The organism is Neobacillus rhizosphaerae (assembly GCF_050477885.1).
GTDB lineage: Bacteria > Bacillota > Bacilli > Bacillales > Cytobacillaceae > Neobacillus > Neobacillus rhizosphaerae_A.
Window position 1 is genome coordinate 47,679 of sequence record NZ_JBCNAC010000028.1, and the last position, 22,842, is coordinate 70,520.

Here is a 22,842-nt window from a genome sequence, read left to right on the forward strand (position 1 = left end):
AATAACTAGTATGTCCAGAAATGGAAAAATGATGAAAAAAAGACTCTCTATATTTTAGAGAGTCCATTAACTATTTTATTCAATTGAACTTTGAGAAGAAGTTTCCTCTTTCCAAAGGTTACTAACCTTTCCATTATCACCTTCATCAAGAATAAACGAGCCGTTTGAATAACGGTCACTAAAGCGAATATCTTCAGTTTTAAGGGTTTCTATATACCCCTTTTCTGTTTGAATAAAGATCATGTCCGGGTCATTAGCTACCACGAAGCCCATGACTCGGTGCGGGTTCGATTTAAGCTCTCTTAAAATGACTACACCACGTTTAGCACGAGAGGATTTTTCGAACTCTTTTAACTTCATCCTCTTTACAGAGCCACGCTGAGTTGAAATGACAATGCTTTCCTTGCTGTCAGGGGTAATCAGTTTACCGCCAACTACAAAGTCGCCATCCTTTAAATTGATGCCCTTCACTCCAGCGGCACGTTGACCAACAATACTAATTTCTTCCTCATGGAACCAAAGTGCATACCCCAAATTAGTAATCATAAATACTTCCTTTGTTCCATCCGTTAGGTGTACGTCAATCACTTGGTCATCGTCTTTAAGATTCACAGCAACAAGCGGCTTGGAGTAGCGCTGTGCTTTATATGCTTTAAGCTCTGTTTTCTTTACCATTCCGTTTTTGGTAACAAATACTAAGAAGGCTTCCGTTTCAAAATTCTTAATCGGAAGGGCTTTGATAATTTCTTCGTCCCGTTCAATTGGAATAATATTGGCCACATGCTGTCCAAGATCTTTCCAGCGGATATCAGGCAATTCATGAACAGGGCAGAATAAGTAATTCCCTTTGTTCGTGAAGAGAAGAAGGACATCCTTTGTATTCATATCGAGCTGTGCAAATAAACGATCGGAATCCTTCATTGCTAAATCTTGTCCGTTGGAAGCAGCATAAGAACGTTGACTTGTCCGCTTTACATAACCTTCCTTTGTGACGGTGACAATAACATCTTCACTTGGTACGGTTACTTCTAGATTGATTTTCAATTCTTCGATTTCTGCTTCAATCTTAGAGCGGCGCTCATCAGCAAAGCGCTTTTTCACATCTTTTAACTCTTTTTTAATGACAGAAAAAAGCTTTTTCTCACTAGCTAAGATGCTAGAAAGCTCTTCGATTTTCTTGGCCAATTCTTCTGCTTCCTGTCTTAAAGCTGTGATATCCGTATTCGTTAAGCGATAAAGCTGTAAAGAAACGATGGCTTCTGCCTGTAGCTCGGTAAACGCATATTTCGCAATTAAATTGTCCTTCGCATCGCGTTTATCTTTCGATGCACGGATCGTTGCAATAACCTCATCAAGGATAGATAATGCTTTCATTAATCCTTCGACGATGTGCTGGCGTTCCTTTGCTTTGTTTAACTCGAATTGAGTTCTTTTTGTAACTACTTCCTTTTGATGTTCAATATAAGCATCTAGTAATTCTCTAAGACCCATTAATTTTGGACGTTTATTATGGATAGCAACCATATTAAAGTTGTAGGTTACTTGAAGATCACTATTTTTATATAAATAGTTCAAAACACCTTCTGCATCGGCATCCTTTTTCAATTCAATAACGATTCGTAGGCCTGTACGGTCTGTCTCATCCCGTACCTCCGACATTCCTTCGACTTTCCGATCAAGGCGAAATTCATCCATTTTTTTGACAAGGTTAGCCTTATTGACTTCGTAAGGAATTTCGGTGATCACAATTTGCTGCTTACCACCACGAACTTCTTCAATTTCGGCCTTTCCTCGAACGATAATTTTGCCTTTACCAGTTTCATAGGCTTTTTTTATGCCGTCTATTCCTTGAATAATCCCGCCTGTTGGAAAGTCGGGGCCTTTGACAATATTCATGAGTTCATCGACTGAAACATCGGGTTGTTCCATTCTCATTATAACCCCATCAATGATTTCTCCAAGATGATGCGGAGGAATGTCAGTTGCATATCCTGCAGAAATTCCTGTTGATCCGTTTACTAAGAGATTTGGAAACATCGCCGGTAAAACAGTTGGTTCCTTCGATGTATCATCAAAGTTGGGAATAAATTCTACCGTTTGCTTCTCTATATCACGTAACAGTTCAGCAGCTATAGCCGAAAGGCGAGCTTCTGTGTAACGCATCGCCGCAGGCGGATCACCGTCTACACTACCGTTATTTCCGTGCATTTGGACAAGAACGTTTCTAACCTTCCAGTCCTGACTCATCCGGACCATTGCTTCATACACGGAAGAGTCACCATGTGGATGGTAATTACCAATTACGTTACCAACTGTTTTTGCTGATTTACGAAAGCCTTTATCAAACGTATTTCCTTCCACATGCATCGCATAAAGAATTCTTCGCTGCACGGGCTTTAGGCCGTCCCTAGCATCTGGCAGGGCACGTTCCTGAATAATATATTTACTATATCTTCCAAAACGATCACCAAGTACATCTTCTAGAGGTAAGTCACGGAATTTTTCTGTTGCACTCATCCTTCAGAACCCTCCTCAGAGACCGTTAAATTTTCATTTTCCAAAATAGTGTCATCCTCTTCTAACCCAAATGCCACATTATTTTCAATCCATTTACGGCGCGGCTCCACCTTGTCGCCCATAAGGGTAGTTACACGGCGTTCCGCTCTTGCAGCATCATCAATTTTCACTCGAATCAGCGTTCTAGTTTCAGGGTCCATGGTTGTTTCCCATAACTGATCCGCATTCATTTCTCCAAGTCCTTTATAACGTTGGATAATATAACCTCTTCCAACCTTTTTCATGGCATCCTGAAGTTCATCTTCATTCCAAGCATATTCAATGATTTCCTTTTTCCCCGTCCCTTTACTCACTTTATAAAGTGGAGGAAGGGCAATAAACACTTTTCCTGCTTCAAGTAAAGGCTTCATGTAGCGATAAAAGAATGTAAGCAATAATACCTGAATATGTGCTCCATCTGTATCAGCATCTGTCATAATAACGACTTTATCATAATTGATATCTTCTACTTTGAAGTCAGAACCAACACCGCCGCCGATTGCATGGATGATGGTATTTATTTCTTCGTTTTTAAAAATATCAGCTAGCTTTGCTTTCTCAGTGTTGATAACTTTACCTCGCAGTGGCAGCACCGCCTGAAAACGACGGTCACGACCTTGCTTTGCTGATCCTCCCGCAGAGTCACCCTCAACTAGATATAGCTCGTTCCTTTGCGGATTTCTTGATTGAGCTGGAGTTAGTTTCCCAGATAAGACTGCTTCAGAACGTTTCCGTTTTTTTCCGCTTCTTGCATCCTCACGCGCTTTTCTTGCTGCTTCCCGCGCTTGGTATGCTTTAATAGATTTCCTAATGAGTAAAGAACTTATATCAGGATTTTCTTCAAGGAAATAAGAGAGATGCTCAGATACAACCGCATCAACCGATGATCTTGCTTCACTTGTGCCTAATTTCCCTTTTGTTTGTCCTTCAAACTGGAGAAGCTCTTCAGGGATCCTGACGGAAATTATGGCTGCTAAGCCCTCTCGGATATCTGCACCATCCAGGTTTTTGTCTTTTTCTTTTAAAAGAGAAACCTTTCTCGCATAATCATTGAAAACACGTGTCATTGCTGTTTTGGAACCAGCTTCGTGCGTACCGCCATCCTTCGTACGAACATTGTTGACAAACGAAAGGACATTTTCGGAGTAGCCATCATTAAATTGGAAAGCAAATTCTACCTCAATTCCATTCTGTGTTCCTTCAAAGCTGACAACAGGGTGGAGTGAATCCTTCTCTTCGTTTAGGTATTCAACAAAGGCTTCAATCCCATTTTCAAAGTGAAAAACTTCATGAAATCCATTTCTATCGTCAATAATTTCGATTTTAAGTCCTTTTAGCAAGAAGGCTGATTCTCTTAACCTCTCACATAAGGTTTCAAAATTATATGTTGTGGTTGAAAAAATAGTTGGGTCCGGCTTAAAGTGAATCGTTGTTCCTGTTTGATTCGTCTTGCCGATTTTTTCAAGTGTGGTTACTGGCTTACCGCCATTTTCAAACCTCTGTTCATAAATAAATCCGTCCCTTTTTATGGTAACGGTTAACCACTCTGATAATGCATTAACAACAGATGCACCAACACCATGTAAACCACCACTCGTCTTATAACCGCCTTGGCCAAACTTACCCCCGGCATGAAGGACTGTTAATATGACCTCAGGTGTAGGTTTTCCCATTTTGTGCATCCCTGTAGGCATTCCACGTCCTCTATCAATAACACTGATGGAATTATCTTTGTGTATTTTTACAATAATGTGATCACCAAAGCCTGCTAGCACTTCATCGACAGAGTTATCCACGATTTCATACACTAAATGGTGCAGTCCTCGTGCATCCGTACTGCCAATGTACATTCCCGGGCGCTTTCTGACGGCTTCTAACCCTTCAAGCACCTGTATGGCATCATCATTATAATCAAAAGCTTGCTGATTTCTTGCCACTAAAATACCCCTTTCATACCCTACAAAAAGAAACAACCTTCTCATTGCCTTAATAAACTGTTCATTTAATCATTCGCTCAGATGAGTTAATTATCCTTTAAAAATGGAATAGAACCCATGTTTGCCACTATTTATTTTATCACATGTTCTTGTGACGTCTATGCTTAATTGTAGCGATTTATTCAGATTTGGCAAATACGTAATTTAAAACAACATATTTTTGTCATATCATTTTCCTCACTTTTGGGTTAAAAAAATAGAAAAAACTGCTAATTATTAGCAGTTTTTTTAAATACTATCTTGTTAATGCATGCTCCACTTTAATACAGCGATCCATAACAACTGTATATCCCTTTCCTTTTAGGAATGTATAGGCTTCTTCATTGATAAGACCAAGCTGGGCCCAAAAGATATCTGCATCAATATCAACAAATTCCTTTGCAACATCAAATAACTGTTCGGAACGGCGGAAAACGTTTACGATATCAATATGACCCTCGATATCCTTTAGTGATGCGACGGCTTTTACACCTAGTACTTCCCCATCAACGGTAGGGTTTACAGGGATAATTTCATAGCCTGCCTTTTGCATTGCTGCTGAAACCTGGTAGGAGGTCCGTTCAGGGTTATTGCTTAGACCTACAACCGCAATTCTTTTTGCTTTTTTTAAAATTGCCCCTAGTTCTTCGCGACTTGGGATATCAATTGTCATAATACTCACTCCTAGCTTTTTTCTTTTATTTTACCGTTACCGTAGCAAAAAACATAATTTAACGCTTTCAAATTTAAAAAGCCCCTGCTTTTATCAGGAGCTAACGAGATCATTTATACGGAAACAACCTCACGTTCAGTTGAAACAGCACACCTTGGCAGTGTAATGTGGAATTTGGAACCTTCGCTTGTATTTTCTACAGAAATCCGACCATCCATTTTCTCAAGTATCATTTTTGCTATATACTGGTCCAATCCGGATCCATCAGAATCGGTGGAGAAAGATGGGGCAAATATCTTTTGAATGTGAGCGGGTTCGATACCACCTGAATTTTCAAACACCTCTACATTAACACATTCTTTTGATTCCTCTAATTTGATAACCAAATCGCGTTTCTTACTATTTTTATCCACAAAAGCATCTCGAATATTTGAAAAAAGAATGACCATGACCTGGCTAAATTCATTAGGATAACCATATCCGATATGTTGCCCCCTATATTCAAATGCCACCTGGATATTATGATTTTTTAGGCTGGAGGAAAACATAGATAATGCATCCTCAATCGAATCACCAACAGAGAAGAAGCATTTTTCCGAATTTAGCTGATAAAACTTTCGTAAATCATTCACTATACCTGACATTACATTTATTTGAGCCAAACTTTCCACTGTAAAGCGGTCAATATACAGATCATCAATTTCACCAAATTCACGTGCTTCTCTGACATCCTGAATTAATAGAGATAAACTATTTAGGGGTTGAAGCCATTGTTGCCCCATGCTCGAAATCATTTCACCAATTGCTGCAAATCTAGAATGTCGGATTAATAGAAGATCTTTTTGCCTGTTTTTTTCAAGTTCTTCCTGCATTCGTATGTCAAATTTTTGATTCCTCGAGTGATACTTTTCTGTTACATCTTGATATTTTCTTTCACTCGTTTTTAGCAGATTCATTAATTCACGAATCTTTCTAAAATAGTGGAACAATATTAGCACCAGTAAGCAAATGGTTAGGGAAAGTGTTATAATCAAAAATAACAATTGGGCACCTTCTTAGTGGATTTTGCTGAACAATGTTACACGATTCCGTCCATTCTTTTTTGACTCATAGAGTGCTATCTCTGCCTCATTTAGTATTTCTTTCTTTGATTTACAGTTTAGATACTCAGTAACCCCAAAGCTGCAGGTAACTTTTCCAATACTTTTAAAATCAAAGGTCCCTATTAAAAAACGAAGGGACTCTGCAATTTCAACCGCATCATCTGCTTCAGTATTCGGGAGTAGAAGGAAGAATTCATCCGTTTTCCCACTGCCCAAAATATCCTTTTCTCGAATTCTCTGTTGGATAATGGTTGAAATGGTAGTTAACACTTCTTCACCTGCATTCTTGCCATAACAATCAATAATCTTTTGAAAGAAGTCGATTTCCATTTTAATCATAGAAAAAGGGTGCGTACCTTGTCTGGTTCGTTTTACTTCATTTATCAGATATTCATGAAACTTCTCACGGTCTATACTATTTGCGGAGGAATCAATGGCAGCTACTTTGTTTTTCCTTTCAATTTCTAATTGAATTTGGTTCACAGATAATTGTATGGCTTGAAAGAAATAATCTAAATTTATGGGCTTTAGGATAATATGATTCGAGTAACCCTTAATCATGTGACTAAAGAAATCAATATCATCATGGTTAGTTGTTAGAATTACTTGTACTTTATCATTCATTTCTCTTATTCTTTGCACCATTTCTAACTGACTCATCTGATCCATTGTAGTATCAACGATGATGATGTCAGGTTGATATTTCTGATAGAGCTTTATACCCTCCACACTGTCACTAGCTACAAAAAGCGTTGAGAAACGGCGCTTAAGAATACGAAAAAGCTTCTCACGAGAAAATTTTTCTTCTTCAACTAACAACACCTTAATATCAGGATATTGATAGGTTAAATATTGTGGGATATTTCTTGCCATATGATGATCACCTCTTTCTTTTTTATTGAAAGTTATGTATGAAAAAGGGCCCATTTGTTTGTTTGAAATCGGCCGGATTTTGCTTGTTTATCTGATTTTATCTAAATTATATGGGCTCTATACATTGCTTTCAACGAGTTAACAAATGGTTTGAAAATTCTTCATATTTTTGTAATAAAATTGACTCTAATTGTTCTTAGTTACTTAGAAAAATAGGTATATTACAAAAAAAATAATCAAAGGAGTGCTTCCCCTTTGATTATTTTTGCGTCACTGATCGATCAGCTAGTAGATTTAATGCTGTCCAGGCAGTTTGATCCCCAAATAGTCGGGACCATGTACCAATCCCAGCGAGTTCATATTGGATCGCTAGCTCTGCTCGTTTATTCAATGAAAATTCATCCTCAATCCATATTTTATAGGTCGCTTTTTCATCCGCTGCATAAAATTCCGCGTAGTTTTGGCCGCTTTCTTCATCATATTTTGGCTGTAGACCTTTTTCAGTCAGCCACGCTTTCACTTTATCCATCGCTAGTGCCTTTGCCGTTATTTCAACCGTACCATCTGCATTCATTTGTTCCTTCCAGAGCCGTGCATATAAGGGAACTCCAAGAATTAATTTTTCTTTTGGCACTTCTGTCAGAAGTCTTTCAAGGTTTCGTTCCACCCATGGAAAACTTGCCACACTCCCTGATCCTGAAGAGGCATTGGTGTGCTCATCATAGGCCATAACAATAAGGTAGTCGACAATTTTGGCTAGTTGTGGTCTTTCATAAAATGATGACCAGTTGTTGTTATCACCTGCTGAGAAGGTGATATCCATCGAAATGACAAGGCCTGCTTCATGCAGGTAGGGTGCTGCCTCTCTCATGAATTGAGTAACTAACGGACCATCCTCCGGATTAACATTTTCAATGTCAAAGTTCATTCCTTGAAGCTGATACATCTGACTAAAATGAAGCAGTTGCCGGATGATCGTTGCTCTTGTATCAAAATCTTTGAATGCTTCGTGGGTCAATTGAGGATCAAAAGAATTAGAAAACACACCCCAAACTTGATACCCCTTCCCTTGCGCCCATTTACTATAATCAAGTGATGCAAGGTTTTTAACTGCGCCATCATTGTTAGCAAGGGAGAACCATGTAGGTGAAATAACATTTAATCCTGTCATATCTGGTATTTTCGACATGTCAGGATTCCTGGTATAAACGGCCTCCCATGTTAATTGAATGGGTCCATTTATTTTGGGTATTTGAAATGTCTTCCGCTCCTGCTTTACGGATATCTTTACGCGTGCCCCTTTTGAGACATACTCTTTTTTTATATAGCCGCTAACACCGTTTGCTTTCCTAACAAGATAAAAATTGTCTTTTTCACCCTCGATGATAATCTCTTCATTCAATTTCATGTCAGCGACATATGGTGACTGCCAGGTGGGCTTTGTACGAAGTCTAAGCTTCTCTTTATTAGTTTCCTTATCTGTTAACCTACCATTCTCGTATTGATCACCATCCTGTTGAATCCATAATGCATCACTATCAGGTAATGTTTTATATTGAATAGGGTAAAGAGATAAGATTGGATCAAGGGCAATATATAGTTCTCCATTCTTCGTAAGAATGGGAGAAAGCTGTAAGTTTACTGTCTTTTGATTCACATAATAACTTAACGAATCAGTTGGCATTCGTACAACTTTATCTGTCGTAGTGATAATAACCGATTTTGATTTCTCATCATAATGGATTGTGCTATCAATATTTTTTTTGACAAATGAAAGTGGTACAAATAAAGTGTTTCCCTCAATAAGGGCATTTCCTTGTTGCTTTCCCTTGAAGAGGATTGGATGCTGACCTTGAAAATAGGTCTTTTTCTCGGTTGATGCAAATGGATAAAGTATAAGAAAAATAGAAGAGATCATAAGTAAAATTGCACCTATTAATCCTCCAATTATCCATTTGGTTGATAGTTTATTATTTTTTGTATATTCTAGACGTGCCATGTTTCCCTTCCTCCTTATTTCTATCCTAAGGTATCTTATTGCAATTGAGAAGGTATTTTTAGAATCACTTTCAATCCTTTCTTCACTAATTATTAAAGTTAATCAAGAAAGCAATAGTGTTTTTTAATCAATACATGGTAAAATAAAAGAACTGGATCTTTTATCGAAGGAGAAATTATGAATGGTTCAAATTATATTAGTCTTGATCCTTGCCTATTTGCTAGGCTCAATCCCCTCAGGGTTAATCATCGGTAAAACGTTTTATAAAACCGATATTCGTCAGCATGGAAGCGGAAATTTAGGCGGCACGAACACTTTTCGAACACTTGGAGTGAAAGCAGGAATTGCCGTTACTCTTGCTGATATTTTGAAAGGGACCTTAGCAGCTTCCTTACCCTATCTCTTTCATGTAGACATTAACCCATTACTAGCCGGTGGACTTGCTGTTATTGGTCACACTTACCCAATTTTTGCGGGATTCCGTGGAGGTAAAGCGGTTGCCACTTCAGGAGGAGTTTTACTACTCTGTGCTCCATTTATGTTCATCACTGTTTTGGTTGTCTTTTTTCTCAGTCTGTACATAACAAAATATGTTTCTTTATCCTCTATGATTGCGGGTCTCTGTGCAGTCATTTACGCAATAGTCATATGGAATGTCCCGTTACTAATTGCCGTAACATTATTAGCATCATTTGTCATTTACCGCCACCGGGCAAATATTAAGAGAATCATCAATAAGACAGAACCAAAAATCAAATGGCTATAAAGGAACCGAATCGGTTCTTTTATAGCCATTTTTCATGAAAATGTCGAAATCCCTTCAGTCATATCCCTATTATTTCTTATAGAATAAAAGTAGGAATTAGTGTTAGTTCATGGAGGGGATAAAATTGCAAATTGTTAAACAAGAACTTATCTTTTCAACCGTTGTTTCAGATAGCACTGATGTAAATGACTTTATAGTCGAGTTTATGAGTCCTGAAGAAACAACGGGCCTTTCCCTAATAAAAGTGACTAGAAACTTCGATGAATTATTGCAATTCCTCGATGACTTGGAAGATGCATAATTGTAGTGTAGAGGCTGACTAGTACCTAGTTAGCTTCTTTTTTTCTACATTTTTAGATAAAGTTTTTAAAAAACCATAGTAATATATTATAGTATTATCAAGGACCACAAAAATAATTTGCTTGAACCAGCTAGGACAAGGAGAAATTATGAAAAAGAAATCCATTATTCCCTCGGTTTTAATAATTATTATATGTGTATCCCTTTCCTCGTTTCTCTTCGTCAAAGAACAAAAGGGAGAAAACAAAGCGAAAGTGTTTCCTACAAAAAAACACAGTACTCGACCTTTTCAACTTGTAAATCGGGGTTTGATAGAAAAAGTAACGATTGGAGCAATTGGGGATATACTGATCCACGATGTAGTCTATCAAGATGCCTTTAATAGAAAAAGTTATAATTTCGATCCAGTGTTTGAAAATATGAAAGCGCTGTTAGAAAAACCAGACATCTTAACAGCAAATCAAGAAAGCATGTTGGGAGGCGTGCAGCTCGGGCTTTCAGGTTACCCTAGGTTTAATAGTCCCCATGAGGTAGCAGATGCCCTCGTCCATACAGGTGTCGATATCGTCTCAACCGCCAATAACCATACATTAGATAAAGGGATTAAAGGAGTCCAATCAGAAGCGGCCTACTTACAAAGTATAGGTTTACCATATGTGGGGAGCTTTGTAGATGATAAGGATCAACAAAATTTAAGGATTATAAATAAAAATGGAATAAAAATATGCTTCCTTTCATATACCTACGGAACAAATGGAATCCCCGTCCCAAAAGGGAAGGATTTTCTTGTCAACCTGATAGACCGTGAGAAAATGAAAGAAGAAATCCATCGAGCAAGAAAAACAGCGGATATAGTCGTGATGAGCATTCATTGGGGGAATGAGTATCAACGAATTCCTACCAATAATCAAAAGGATTTAGCTCATTTCTTGGCGAATGAAGGAGTGGATATAATATTTGGCTCTCATCCGCATGTCCTTCAACCAATGGAATGGCTCAATACAACGGATGGCAGGAAAGCATTTGTTGTTTATTCATTGGGCAACTTTATTTCTGCTCAGTATAATAATTATAAAGACATTGGCGGTTTAGCTACAATCGATGTAACTAAACAAATTACTGACAAAGGGACAACAATTGAAGTTTCGAATCCGGTTTTCTTTCCAACCTATGTCACTAGTCAAAAAAATCACCACTTTAAGGTTGTTCCATTAGAAAATGCAGCAACATTTGGACTTATGAATGCGGATGCAAAATACAAAGAAATTCAACAACATATGAAACAATGGCTCCGTTAAGACGGGGCTTTTTTCTAATTAACCAATAGTAAGAAAGGATAAAATAGGAATGGACACTATATACTCTAAAGATTGGTTGTTAGGTGGACTATTTATCATTATGTCCTTCCTTTTTACAAGAAGTTTTTTTTCGCTTTTCTTTATGATCTTATTAGGATTACTAATACTGGTTGCTTTTTTAAAGGAAAACAATCGGCTATTTGTCTGGATGATAGTTGCATTTTTTCTAGGTAATTTACTTATTGGTTATGCCGACCATTTTATCGGAGCGGCCCCGCTTTCCCCTTTTTCATTTGTATTAATAAGTCAATTGTTATGGACGATCCCGATTTTACTAATAACCTATGTGATAAAGAAATTCAATAAGCCTACAGGCTGTTCTTACATAAGCTTAATAAGGAATTCGCCCATTCAAATAACCAGCCATTTCACTATCTCCTTCTATCGGCTTTTTTATTTCATCCTAACCCTGCTTTTGTTAAGTATAATTCTTGTCCTTGTAATAAAGGCGGGAGAATGGACGATAGTAGAACTTGGATTCATTCTACTGTTTTCTGGTTTGAATTCGTTTTTAGAAGAATTCTTGTGGCGGGGAATATTATGTACGCAGTTTATCCGAATGAGCAGCGAGCGTATGGGTATTTTATTAAGTAGTGCTACTTATGGTCTGTATACAACGATGTTTGGTTACTCGATAAAAATAAGTGTGTTCTATTTCCTATTGGGTGTTCTATTTGGCTTCGTTACTGTTAAATCAAAGAGTTTACTACCTTCCTTTTTTATCCATAGCATCATTACTATCCTTCTGTTACTTCTTGGCTGGGTAGTTATCCCGTTATAAAGTTCGAATCATTCGATTCTTATCTGCTTTTCTTATATAATAGTCTGTGTTAATGAACAGTGTTGATTTTTGCACCCTGTTGATTGGAGCGGAAGGCACGAAGACTCCTGTGGGAGTATGGTTCAGGGGAGACCCCGCAGGCGCAAGCGCCGAGGAGGCTCGCCGAAACACCCACGGAAAGCGAAGTGCCTGGAGCGGAAATCAACAGGCACGTTTAACAGAGCCATATAATAAAATGATTAGCACCTAGAAAGGAGTCCATTACATGAATATACATATTACAAATGAGGCTGTAGCATGGTACAAAAGTGAACTAGGTCTTAAAAATGGTGATTATGTTCGCTTTTTTGCTCGGTACGGAGGATGCAGCACAGTACAAAGTGGTTTTTCTTTAGGAATCTCAACAGAAGAACCCATAGATATTGGTTCAAAAACAGAGGTAGACGGAATTGTCTTTTATATTGAAGAAAAGGATGTATGGTTCTTTGATGATCATGATTTAACAATCGACTATCAAGAAACTTATGAAGAACCTACTTTTAATTATAATAAATAAAAATCAAAAGAGGTTGACTCAGTGATGAGCCAGCCTCTATTTATTCACTCCATATATGCTCGGTTAAGCCCGCCTTTTGTAAAACTTCTTTGCCACTATCTCCAATTAAATCAAAATGAGAATACCCATCTTCTCTGTAATGAATCCATTCCTTTTTTAAACCATATCTTTTACCCCAGGCTGCGAGTTTTTCAAGATCATGGCAACCAACCTTTGTTACGGTTTTTGCTCCCGGAAAGCGGTCATCCAGCCAAAAGTGAGTTAAAAAAGCAATTTCTCCTGTGTCAATTTTTCTTTTCCAATCTATAATTTCCTGTCTCTTAATACCGAATGCCACTACGTCACCCCAATTTTTAAGTATCTAGGAAATAAGTGCTTATTCGAGGAGTCCTCAGCTATTTTTTCTTTACTTCCTCATATTTTAAATACCATTCCGGAAAGGCTTTCTTAAAGGAGGTGGGTCTGAAATTATCCTTTTTAACAATAATATGCGTAGACTTTCCTTCTGCACATATTTCTTCGTTCCCATTAATAATCGTATATCCATAAATAGTTTTTATTCCATCGTTTAACTCTACCCACGTTTTAACAAAGGCTTTATCGCCATAGCGTAACGGTTTTTTGTAAGTGATTTGAATATCATATACGGGAGCATAGTAACCAGACTCTTCCATTGCTAAGTAATTATAGCCAAGATCCTCAATAAACCCTGTTCTGCCTAGCTCAAAAAACTTTAAATAATTTGCATGGTAAATGACACCCATCATATCTGTATCTGCATAGTAAAGTTGAATCTCTCTAGTCGAAATTAAAAAATTCTCCACGGACAACGTTCCTCTCATCACTTTAAAATTATTTTTCTTAAGGCCACATTAACATCTTCTGCTTCAAGGAACATGGATTTTTCAATAAGTTCCTGATCCTGTTCTAAATTCATTAGCCGTGAAGCTTGTGCCTGAATCATTTCATCCACCACGTTTGTAGCAAAACGCCCGTTCCCTCTGGAATCTTCTGTTTCAATGGTCTCAATCAATCGCTTCTTTGCATCCTCTGTTAAGTGGTATTCAAAGCTTTCGGCATAAGTAGCCATGATTTCAAGTATCTCTTCTGAAGAGTAATCAGGGAATAGGAAGTATTTTTTAAACCTTGAGCGAAGCCCTGGATTGCTCTCCAAGAGCTGATCCATTTCATTTGGGTATCCTGCTAAGACTACCACAAGGTTTTCGTTTTGCTTTGTCATTTCATCGACAAGTGTATCAATTACTTCTTTCCCGAAATCGCTGTTTGAATGACTAAGAAGCGAATAAGCTTCGTCTATGAATAACACACCGCCTAGTGCTTCCTTAATTTTTTTCTTTGTCTTCCCAGCAGTTTGACCTACATAACCAGCAACGAAATCTGCCCTGCTAGCTATAATAAGGTGCCCTCGTTTTAGAATACCGCATTCTTTTAAGTACTCAGCATAAATTTTAGCCACAGTTGTTTTGCCGGTACCAGGATTTCCAGTAAACACAGCATGAAGTTGAATAGGTACTGTCGGTAATCCCTGTTTTCTTCTAAACTGTTGCATTTTTACAAACGATATTAATGATCTCATTTCCTCTTTTAAGGCTGTAAGACCAATGAGCTGGTCCAGTTTTTCCTGTGGTGAATCTGTGCTGTGCTCTTTTTCCAAACGAAAATCTTCTTTGTTGAGGAGCATATAATCTAAAAGGTCATTTTCTACTGAATGCTTCTCTGACCCCTTTTTAAAAATAGCATCTAACACAATATTTCGAGCGGTTCTCGCATTACCAAAGGTTTCATCGACTCGTTCTTGTTCAAGCCGAAGCTCTATTTCGCTTTTTGATTCCTCGGTTAGGAGATAATCGTTGTCTAATGCCACTTTTTCAGCAATCTGGATTAATTCCTCGTTCGAATAATTTGGTAAATGGATAAAATTTGATTGAGGAAAACGACTTCGTAATCCAGGATTGGCATCTATGAAAGAGCGCATTTCTTCAGGATACCCCGCTAATATGACCGCAAACCTTCCGCCGTATTCACTTCCAGTCATCAGTGAAACCAGGGTATCAATTGCAGATTGACCATAATCATTTCCCGTTTGACCCTCGCGTTTTAAGCTGTAGGCTTCATCAATAAATAATACACCGCCAATGGACTTTTCAACGATGGACCGAACGTTTTCCTCTGTTTGTCCTACAAAGCCCCCAACTAATTGCGAGCGGTCTGTCTCAATTACTTCTTCCCGTGGAAGTACACCTAACTCATAATAAATTTTTGCCAATAAACGAGCAAGTGTTGTTTTACCCGTTCCAGGGTTTCCTGTTAAAATCATATTTAAACTTAATTCATCTTTCACTTGAAAACCAAGCTCTTTACGTTGCTTTTGGTATTTTAAGAATCGGTAAAAATCATTCACACGTTTCTTAACCAAATCCATCCCAATCATGCTATTTAACTCATCTAATGCCTTTTCTTCTTTGATTTTTGAGGGTTGTTCTTCAAGAAATTGCTGCTCCCACGATCTTTTTACTTCCTCTACGTTGGCCATGTGCAATTTTAAATCCTCAAAAAAAGTAGATGTATGGAAGACGCCGGTAATTGATTGATCATATTCTTTCGCTGCTTTTAACAGACTTCCTGTTTCCTCTATAGCAGCAAATAGTAAACCAGACAGTTTCTGATATTTAAGAAATAGCTGTTTATTTACCATAGTTGAAGTTATTTCAACTTTTGTTTGTAAATCATTTAAATGTTCTTCTGCTGCTTTTAAAAAGCTCTGGCAAATATCTATGTACTGCTCCGCTGTTTTTTTCTTGGCTGTACGATTATCCGTTTCTCTTATAGGCGGGAACGAAAGTGGAGACAGGAAATCCTTCATTTTCTTCCAGTCAGATTGAATACTAAATTCCTTTGCTCTTTGGTTTTCAGGGTCAAGTTCAAGGGCTTTTGCAAACCAAACAGCTGCTAAAGTGTCCCCTTTATCCCGACCTAGCCTTGAGCGTGCCCCTAGCGTTAAAAGCTTGGATAGGGATTTAGGATCCGCTTCCTGACTGATTGACCTAATGAGCTGACCTTCATTGGAAAGGATACCGGTTTCGTTTAGTTCCTTTTCCCACTGTTTGATCTGTTCAGTATATGGTGTTCGTTGATTAGTTAGTTGTTTCAAGATCATCACTTCTTTTTAAAAATTTCCCTTCTATCTTACCATAACAAGTCCAAGCATAAGAAATATCCTGTACTATAAAGTCAATACAGTTGAAAAAAGAACCTGTCCAAAAATGGAACAGGTTCTTTTGCTTTTAATTAGCTTTGTTGATTTTGGGATTCGTCTTTGATTTCTGAGCGGAAGGAGTCAATACTTTCCCGTCTCCGTTGATTTTTTGATTCGATTTGTTGGCGTTGTTGCTCGCTGTCGGTAAAAGCAAGTGATTCTTCAGCCGCTTCCATATTTTCAATTGTATTATGAATCATTGATTGAAGTTTCTCAACATTATCGCTACGATCATCAGGATTGGGTTTGTTATTGTAGGCCATCGTCTAATTCCTCCTTAGAATGTTTTAACTACAGATATAGTTTGTATCGGTAGCAAAAAAATATCACAGAGAAAAAAATGAAATTTTCAATATAAAAAAGACCCACTGTAATAGTAGGCCTTATCCATTCATCTATTATTCGCCCTTAGTTTGAATTACCTGAGCGTGTTTACCTGATGTATCATTCATTTTTTTTCCCTTATTCCCACTGAATCCACGTGGTTGTGTTCCAACATGGTCTGGTTGAAAACGTTTTGTTTGATATCCTTTACCCATAGTTGCTATCCCTCCTTAGTAACATTTTGTCCATAAGGATGGAAAACATAATTGGTAAACTTTTGAGGTTACTCGGCTTTTCCGAGACGCTTTTCTTCAAGGCGCTGTTCAATTTTTTCCATTGCAGCACGATCTTTTAATAGTTGTGATTTATTTTCTAAAACAAGTTCTGCAAATGAGCGTTTTCTAGGTTTTCTCATTAGTTTCACCTTCCTTATTTCCTATTGTAACAGTTATTATGCCCGGAAACGGATTCAATTATTACAACTTTTTGAAAATTTATTAAAAAGAGTTTTTTTCTTTAACTTGGAATAAGTCAAAGAAAAAAGACATCGGCCAAAACCAATGTCTTCAGTACTATTTTAATTTTTCGGTAAAGTCCTTCATCACATCAAGAGTCATTGATCCCGTAAATTTATTTTTAATAACTCCTTTTGAGTTAATAAAATACGTGGTTGGGATTGATAATACTTGATAAGCTTCATTTACTTGGTCTTCAGCATCTAAGAGAACGGGAAAGGTAATCTTGTTTTCGTTAACAAAACCTTGGACATCCAGCTGTGGGTCAATGTTAACAGCAAGAATAACGACATCATCGCCAGTTTGCTTAGAAAATTGCTCCATTTCAGGCATTTCTGCTTTACATGGTGGACACCAGGTAGCCCAAAAGTTAAGCATAACTTTTTTACCCTTTAAGTTAGAGAGTTTTACGGTATCACCTGTTAATGTTTTTAATTCAAAATCAGGTGCTTTTGCTCCAATCGATAGCCCTTCTTTATTAGCAGTTTCTTGACTTGTCGTTTTGGGTGCCTCTGTCTTTTTATCCATTGCTTGTACAATTGCTACTGTAAGGAGAGAAACCAAAACAACGGCAGCAATTATTTTCTTTATCATCCCCGACTCCTCCTTTGTTTGTTAATCTGCTACATCGATTTTACACTATAAACTCAGTTGAAACAAAACTAGGATATGCCGAAACTGTGACAATTTTATAAACTCTAAATGATAGGTAGGAAAAAAGGAAAAAGCAAGCACAAATAGCTTGCTTCCTACAAATTTTTCTTTAACTCGTCCAATATATTTTTCGTTACGTTCTCAACAATCGTTTGAAGATCTTGTTTAGATAAACCTTTTTCAATGGGAGAGATACGCTTCATAGCATGAACTCCAGCTTCAGTATCAACACCAATGGGTGAATTTCCGTTTATGCCCATTTTTACTTTCATATCAACTAAAGTTTGAACATGTTTCTTCGATAACTCACGATCCCCATTTAATTGCTTAGCGATCCAGTTAATTTTAGCTGTAAATTCCATCGATTCCATTAGGAAATAGGCATGTTCAAGGTCTCTTCCCCATGTTAACGCTCCATGGTTTTCTAATAAGACCCCTTGATGGTGGTAAACATATTTCTTTACCGCATTTGGCACTTCGTCCGTTGAAGGTGTTCCATACTCTGCCACAGGAATGCTACCAAGGTAGACTACAGACTCTGGCATAATGGCTTGATCTAATGGGATGCCTGCAATAGCAAACGCAGTGGCATACGGTGGATGAACATGCACTACAGCTTGTATGTCTGGCCTCTCTTGATACACAAGCATGTGCATCTTCATTTCAGAAGTTGGACGGTAATCCCCTTCCAATACTTCCCCCTCCGCATTCACTTTGACGATCATTTCTGGTGTCAAAAATCCTTTACTTACACCTGTTGGGGTGATAAGGAATTCATCTTCACAAAGCCGAATCGAAATGTTTCCATCGTTTGCAGCAACAAACCCTTTATCATAGATTCTTTTTCCAATTTCACAAATTTGTTTTTTGTATTTAATTTCAGAAATCATGTAAATACCCGCTTTCCACTTTTATCATTTAAAAAGTTTTGGCAGCTCTTCTTGGTAATTTCCTGTTAGTATGCCCTTTTCTGTAATAATAGCCGTTATAAGCTCGTGCGGCGTAACATCAAACGCTGGATTAAATACCTTCACACCTTCCGGAGCCGTTCTTTTTCCAAAACCTTCAGTAATTTCAGCCGCCTCACGTTCTTCAATTGGGATTTCATCCCCAGATTTAGTTTCTAAATCAATTGTTGAAATAGGTGCTGCTACATAGAACGGGATATTATGGGCTTTCGCTAATAACGCCACCCCATACGTCCCAATTTTATTTGCTACGTCACCATTCGCAGCAACTCGGTCACATCCCACAATCACCGCTTGGACCCAACCTTTTTGCATAACCATGGCAGCCATATTATCAGTAATTAATGTAACATCAATACCGGCTTGCATTAACTCCCAAGCAGTTAGCCGTGCCCCCTGTAGGAGCGGTCTTGTTTCATCTGCAAATACTTTTATATTCCAACCCTTTTCTTTTGCCAGGTATAGGGGAGCTAGAGCTGTTCCATATCTTGCGGTTGCAATTCCGCCTGCATTACAATGGGTAAGCACGCCCATCCCATCATTTAATAGTGTCAACGCGTACTCTCCGATTGTTCGGCAAACCTCTTCGTCTTCATTACGGATGGTATGTGCTTCATCTTCGAGTGCCGCTTTTATTTGTTTTACAGGCTGATCTTTCTCTTTCTGTGCACGCTCATCCATCCGCTTTAACGCCCAAAATAAGTTAACGGCAGTTGGCCGTGAGGTAGCTAAATAATCTGCTTGCTTTTTAAAATGAGCATAAAAATTGGTGAAGGAATTTTCTGGCGCGTCCTTTATTCCAACTACTAACCCATAAGCAGCAGCTATTCCGATTGCAGGTGCACCACGAACCTTTAATTGTTTAATGGCGTCCCATGCATCTTCAATTTTAGTGATTTCAAGAAATTCTGTAACATTTGGAATTTTGGTTTGATCTAATATTTTTAATATCCCATTATCATATGAAACGGATTGTAAAAAAGCGTGTTCCATAAAAAACATCTCCTCATTGTTCACTCAGAAGTAAATTAATTTTAAAAGTACTACTACCTTTGTAATTTTAACAATATTCATGACATATGCAATACTTTCATTTTTGAAAATTGAGATTCTTAACATTAACAGAATTATCGGGATATTTGTTAAGATGAAGTATGTGAGAGGAGATGATTAAAGTTGAAAATACTAGTTTTAGGCGGTAGCAGATTTTTAGGGAGAACATTCGTAGAAGAAGCACTATCTCAAAATCATGAAGTAACGATTTTTAATCGTGGTAATCAAAACGTAGGTCTTAAGGATGTTGAAATCATTACTGGCGATCGGTTTGGAGACTTGTCTGAGCTTAAAAACCGCTATTGGGATACGGTTTTGGATACTAGCGGTTTTATTCCTTCTACCGTAAAAAAATCAACTGAGTTATTGAAGGATCGTGTTAACCAGTATTCATTTATTTCCAGTATCTCCGTTTATCAGGATTGGGTACCAGAAAATCTAGATGAAACCTATCCTGTGTTAGACATGTCTTTTGAGAAATCTATTGAGCTTTCAAAGGATGTGAATGGCCCTATTTATGAGTATTACGGACATTTTAAAGCATTATGTGAAAGGATTGCAGAAATGAATTTGCCTGGCAGAGTATTGAATGTCCGAGCTGGGCAATTAATTGGTCCTAATGACTATACAGATCGTATTCCATATTGGGTACATAGGGTTGCTAAGGGTGGAAAAGTGTTAGTGCCCGGAAATGAGAACCGACGTGTACAGCTAATAGATAACAAAGACCTCTCACAGTGGATATTAAATATGATGTCCTCTAATTCCTCTGGAACGTTCAATGCAACAGGACCTGATTATCCTTTAACGATGAAACAATTCATAGACGCATGCTTAAGAGTTACTGGTTCTGATGCGGAAATTGTATGGGCTGATGAGGAATTCCTGCTTGACCAAAAGGTTACACCATGGACTGAAATGCCTCTATGGGTGCCAGAAAATGCGCCACTATCTTCTGAACTTGAAAAGCCTTGGAAGGGTACTTTTTCAATCAATATTGATAAAGCAGTGAAAAGTGGACTTACGTTCAGGATGCTGGACGAGAGTATATCGGATATTTATGAGTGGGAAAAGACCCGACATATATCTCAGTATGAATGGAAATCGGGAATGCGAGCAGAAAGAGAGAAAGAGCTACTAATGTTATTGGGTAGAAATTAAGGGAAATTGTGGTACGCAAATAAAAGCATTTTTTACGCAAATAAAGGGTGATTTATCGCAAATAAAATAGCCTTTTTCGCAAATAAAAATGAATTTTCCGCAAATAAACGATGAAAATACAAAAAGAGAGCAAGTATTTCTGCTCTCTTTGCGTTCCTAGCTGTTAAAATTTCGTTTTTGTTTAAGAAGTTCATTAAATTCCTTGTCTAAAACCAGATATTTCGGATCTTTTTGATCGATTGTTGATAATTCACCCAAAATAGAAGCAATTCTGTTTTCAATAATTAAAAGTTGTTCCTTCGAACTTTGTCCCCCCTTCTCATCTTTATTCAAATACTCTTCAGGCTTCATTTCCACTCGCTTAATTTTTTGACCTTCAAACACTAACAATCGATCACACAATTTATTAAGAAAATAGTAATCATGTGACACAGTAATAATAGTCCCTGTAAAATCAGCTAATGTCCGTTCAAGGTGCTCCCTACTAGGTAAGTCCAAATGATTGGTAGGTTCATCTAAAATGAGCACATCATATTCCTTCATTAACATCTCCACAAGCTTGACTCTCGTCCGCTCTCCTAAGCTTAATGTAGAAATAGGTTTTGTAATAAAAGTTTCCTTTAACCCTAAATTGGCAAGCAAAGTCCTAGCCTTTAGAATACTTTCCCTATCTGTAAAACCCAGGGCCTCGATCGCCGTCTTATCTGCTGGCAAGTCATCTACATCCTGGCTCAAATAGGCAATTCTAATAGAGTCACTCCTCCATAGATCACCGTCTGAAACAATTTCCTGATCAATAAGCATTTTTAGTAGTGTTGACTTACCGCAGCCATTTTCGCCTAATAGTCCAATTCGATCCCCATGATTGATGTAGAAATTAGTTGAATGAAAAAGAGTTCTACCTGTATAAACCTTTGAAAGATTCTTAGCTTCAATAATTCGTTTCCCTCTTTTTCCATGACTTTCAAATTGGAATCTAACAGCGCTTTCTTCAGCAGGTTTTTCGATTTTATTTTTCTCGAGTTCATTCTGCAGCCGTTTCATTTTTGATTTGACTTGAGTATCTCTTTTCTTCGCTTTGGCCCGATGATACTCTTTATATCCATAATCCCTGCTTTGCTTAGTCGAGGTCTGGTGGGCCTTATCAGACCAAGACTTTAGCTGCTCCATTTGCTTTTCAACTAGTTCAATTTGACGTCGCTGGATATTATATTGGTGTCGGTTGCTCTCCATTCGTTTTTGTTTTTCCTTACGGTAGCTGCTATAGTTCCCATTGTAAAATTGAATCTTACTATGCTCTAATTCAAATATGCGGTTAACCGTTCTGTCTAAAAAATGTCGATCATGGGAGATAATCAAAACAGGGCCATGGAATTTTTCTAATTCTGATACCAGCCACTCAATGCCTCTAAAATCTAAATGGTTAGTTGGTTCATCTAGAATTAAGAAATCTGGTTTAGAAGACCAAATCATTGATAAGGCAAGCTTTAGTTTTTCACCGCCGCTTAGGTGGGATAAGCGTGTTTCCTCCCAATCATAGACCTTCTTGAGCCCAAGCTCTTTCGCATGCTGTAACAACTCAATATTCGAACTAGCAAGTAAAGACTGATGAAAATCATTCATTTCATAATCAATCGATTGGGAAAGGTAGCCAATTCGTAGGTCCGGTCGCTTTTCGATGTGCCCGTTATCAGGTAGTATTTTTCCGAAAAGAATATTTGCCAAGGTTGTTTTTCCAGTGCCATTATAGCCCACTAGACCGATTCTTTCCCCATTTTTAATTTCAAATTGGATCTGATCCAATATCCTTCGTAATTGATATCTTTTCTCTAAACCTGTAACTTTTATTATTGATTTTTGATTTGTAAGCATAAAAAAACTCCCTTCAATGAACCTGAAAGAGAGATTTATGTCTAAAAATATCATGCATTCCCATAAAAACGAGATAT

22 protein-coding genes are annotated in these 22,842 nt (G+C 37.7%); 6 read left to right on the forward strand and 16 right to left on the reverse strand.

The window, feature by feature from the left end; translation table 11 throughout:
- Positions 1-75 precede the first annotated feature (75 nt).
- The 6 genes from parC to ABES03_RS03855 form a co-directional block, all read right to left on the reverse strand.
- Positions 76-2,517: a DNA topoisomerase IV subunit A gene (gene parC, locus ABES03_RS03830; RefSeq protein WP_430115277.1), complete on the reverse strand. Its 2,442-nt coding sequence runs from the start codon at positions 2,515-2,517 to the stop codon at positions 76-78.
- Positions 2,514-4,493, reverse strand: coding sequence for a DNA topoisomerase IV subunit B (parE, locus tag ABES03_RS03835; protein WP_430115279.1), 1,980 nt, complete (start codon positions 4,491-4,493; stop codon positions 2,514-2,516). Before parE ends, parC begins: the two co-directional genes overlap by 4 nt.
- A 295-nt stretch (positions 4,494-4,788) precedes the next feature.
- Positions 4,789-5,205: a CoA-binding protein gene (locus ABES03_RS03840; RefSeq protein ID WP_430115280.1), complete on the reverse strand. Its 417-nt coding sequence runs from the start codon at positions 5,203-5,205 to the stop codon at positions 4,789-4,791.
- A 113-nt stretch (positions 5,206-5,318) separates the two neighbouring features.
- Positions 5,319-6,248: a sensor histidine kinase gene (locus tag ABES03_RS03845; protein WP_430115282.1), complete on the reverse strand. Its 930-nt coding sequence runs from the start codon at positions 6,246-6,248 to the stop codon at positions 5,319-5,321.
- A 12-nt stretch (positions 6,249-6,260) separates the two neighbouring features.
- A complete protein-coding gene (locus ABES03_RS03850) occupies positions 6,261-7,181 on the reverse strand; it encodes a diguanylate cyclase (RefSeq protein WP_430115285.1) in 921 nt (306 codons plus the stop codon).
- 259 nt (positions 7,182-7,440) lie between these two features.
- Complete coding sequence (locus ABES03_RS03855) at positions 7,441-9,180, reverse strand: glycosyl hydrolase family 18 protein (RefSeq protein WP_430115287.1); 1,740 nt, start codon at positions 9,178-9,180, stop codon at positions 7,441-7,443.
- Between the two features lie 181 nt (positions 9,181-9,361).
- Between ABES03_RS03855 and plsY the strand changes: the two genes are divergently transcribed.
- The 5 genes from plsY to ABES03_RS03880 all read left to right on the forward strand — a co-directional run bounded on the left by plsY (position 9,362) and on the right by ABES03_RS03880 (position 12,941).
- Positions 9,362-9,946, forward strand: coding sequence for a glycerol-3-phosphate 1-O-acyltransferase PlsY (gene plsY / locus ABES03_RS03860; protein WP_430115288.1), 585 nt, complete (start codon positions 9,362-9,364; stop codon positions 9,944-9,946).
- Between the two features lie 124 nt (positions 9,947-10,070).
- Positions 10,071-10,247, forward strand: a complete 177-nt coding sequence (locus ABES03_RS03865; RefSeq protein ID WP_430115290.1) for a hypothetical protein — start codon at positions 10,071-10,073, stop codon at positions 10,245-10,247.
- Between the two features lie 148 nt (positions 10,248-10,395).
- Positions 10,396-11,544, forward strand: a complete 1,149-nt coding sequence (locus ABES03_RS03870) for a CapA family protein (RefSeq protein WP_430115292.1) — start codon at positions 10,396-10,398, stop codon at positions 11,542-11,544.
- Between the two features lie 49 nt (positions 11,545-11,593).
- The gene (locus ABES03_RS03875) at positions 11,594-12,385 is read left to right on the forward strand and encodes a CPBP family intramembrane glutamic endopeptidase (RefSeq protein WP_430115294.1); all 792 of its coding nucleotides are present in this window, start codon (positions 11,594-11,596) and stop codon (positions 12,383-12,385) included.
- A gap of 265 nt (positions 12,386-12,650) precedes the next feature.
- Positions 12,651-12,941 carry a HesB/YadR/YfhF family protein gene (locus ABES03_RS03880; RefSeq protein WP_430115296.1) on the forward strand — a complete coding sequence of 97 codons (291 nt, stop codon included), beginning with the start codon at positions 12,651-12,653 and terminating at the stop codon, positions 12,939-12,941.
- A 40-nt stretch (positions 12,942-12,981) separates the two neighbouring features.
- On the opposite strand, the gene ABES03_RS03885 is transcribed toward ABES03_RS03880, so the two are convergent.
- The 9 genes from ABES03_RS03885 to mtnA form a co-directional block, all read right to left on the reverse strand.
- Positions 12,982-13,278: a hypothetical protein gene (locus tag ABES03_RS03885; protein WP_430115299.1), complete on the reverse strand. Its 297-nt coding sequence runs from the start codon at positions 13,276-13,278 to the stop codon at positions 12,982-12,984.
- 58 nt (positions 13,279-13,336) lie between these two features.
- A complete protein-coding gene (locus ABES03_RS03890; RefSeq protein WP_430115301.1) occupies positions 13,337-13,765 on the reverse strand; it encodes an acyl-CoA thioesterase in 429 nt (142 codons plus the stop codon).
- Between the two features lie 17 nt (positions 13,766-13,782).
- Complete coding sequence (locus tag ABES03_RS03895; RefSeq protein WP_430115303.1) at positions 13,783-16,119, reverse strand: AAA family ATPase; 2,337 nt, start codon at positions 16,117-16,119, stop codon at positions 13,783-13,785.
- Positions 16,120-16,250: 131 nt separating this feature from the next.
- Positions 16,251-16,481, reverse strand: coding sequence for a small acid-soluble spore protein Tlp (tlp, locus tag ABES03_RS03900; protein WP_413299342.1), 231 nt, complete (start codon positions 16,479-16,481; stop codon positions 16,251-16,253).
- A gap of 135 nt (positions 16,482-16,616) precedes the next feature.
- Positions 16,617-16,757, reverse strand: coding sequence for an acid-soluble spore protein N (locus ABES03_RS03905; protein WP_335527850.1), 141 nt, complete (start codon positions 16,755-16,757; stop codon positions 16,617-16,619).
- Between the two features lie 68 nt (positions 16,758-16,825).
- Positions 16,826-16,957: an FbpB family small basic protein gene (locus tag ABES03_RS03910; RefSeq protein ID WP_160723454.1), complete on the reverse strand. Its 132-nt coding sequence runs from the start codon at positions 16,955-16,957 to the stop codon at positions 16,826-16,828.
- A 157-nt stretch (positions 16,958-17,114) separates the two neighbouring features.
- Positions 17,115-17,651, reverse strand: a complete 537-nt coding sequence (locus tag ABES03_RS03915) for a redoxin domain-containing protein (protein WP_430115306.1) — start codon at positions 17,649-17,651, stop codon at positions 17,115-17,117.
- A gap of 155 nt (positions 17,652-17,806) precedes the next feature.
- Complete coding sequence (locus ABES03_RS03920) at positions 17,807-18,601, reverse strand: class II aldolase/adducin family protein (protein WP_430115308.1); 795 nt, start codon at positions 18,599-18,601, stop codon at positions 17,807-17,809.
- A 24-nt stretch (positions 18,602-18,625) separates the two neighbouring features.
- Positions 18,626-19,672, reverse strand: coding sequence for an S-methyl-5-thioribose-1-phosphate isomerase (mtnA, locus tag ABES03_RS03925; RefSeq protein ID WP_430115310.1), 1,047 nt, complete (start codon positions 19,670-19,672; stop codon positions 18,626-18,628).
- 183 nt (positions 19,673-19,855) lie between these two features.
- Between mtnA and ABES03_RS03930 the strand changes: the two genes are divergently transcribed.
- Positions 19,856-20,893: an NAD-dependent epimerase/dehydratase family protein gene (locus ABES03_RS03930; RefSeq protein WP_430115312.1), complete on the forward strand. Its 1,038-nt coding sequence runs from the start codon at positions 19,856-19,858 to the stop codon at positions 20,891-20,893.
- A gap of 156 nt (positions 20,894-21,049) precedes the next feature.
- Here the strand turns inward: ABES03_RS03930 and abc-f are convergent, their stop codons facing one another.
- Entirely contained in the window at positions 21,050-22,765 is a 1,716-nt protein-coding gene (gene abc-f, locus ABES03_RS03935; RefSeq protein ID WP_430115315.1) for a ribosomal protection-like ABC-F family protein, read from the reverse strand.
- Positions 22,766-22,842: the final 77 nt, after the last annotated feature.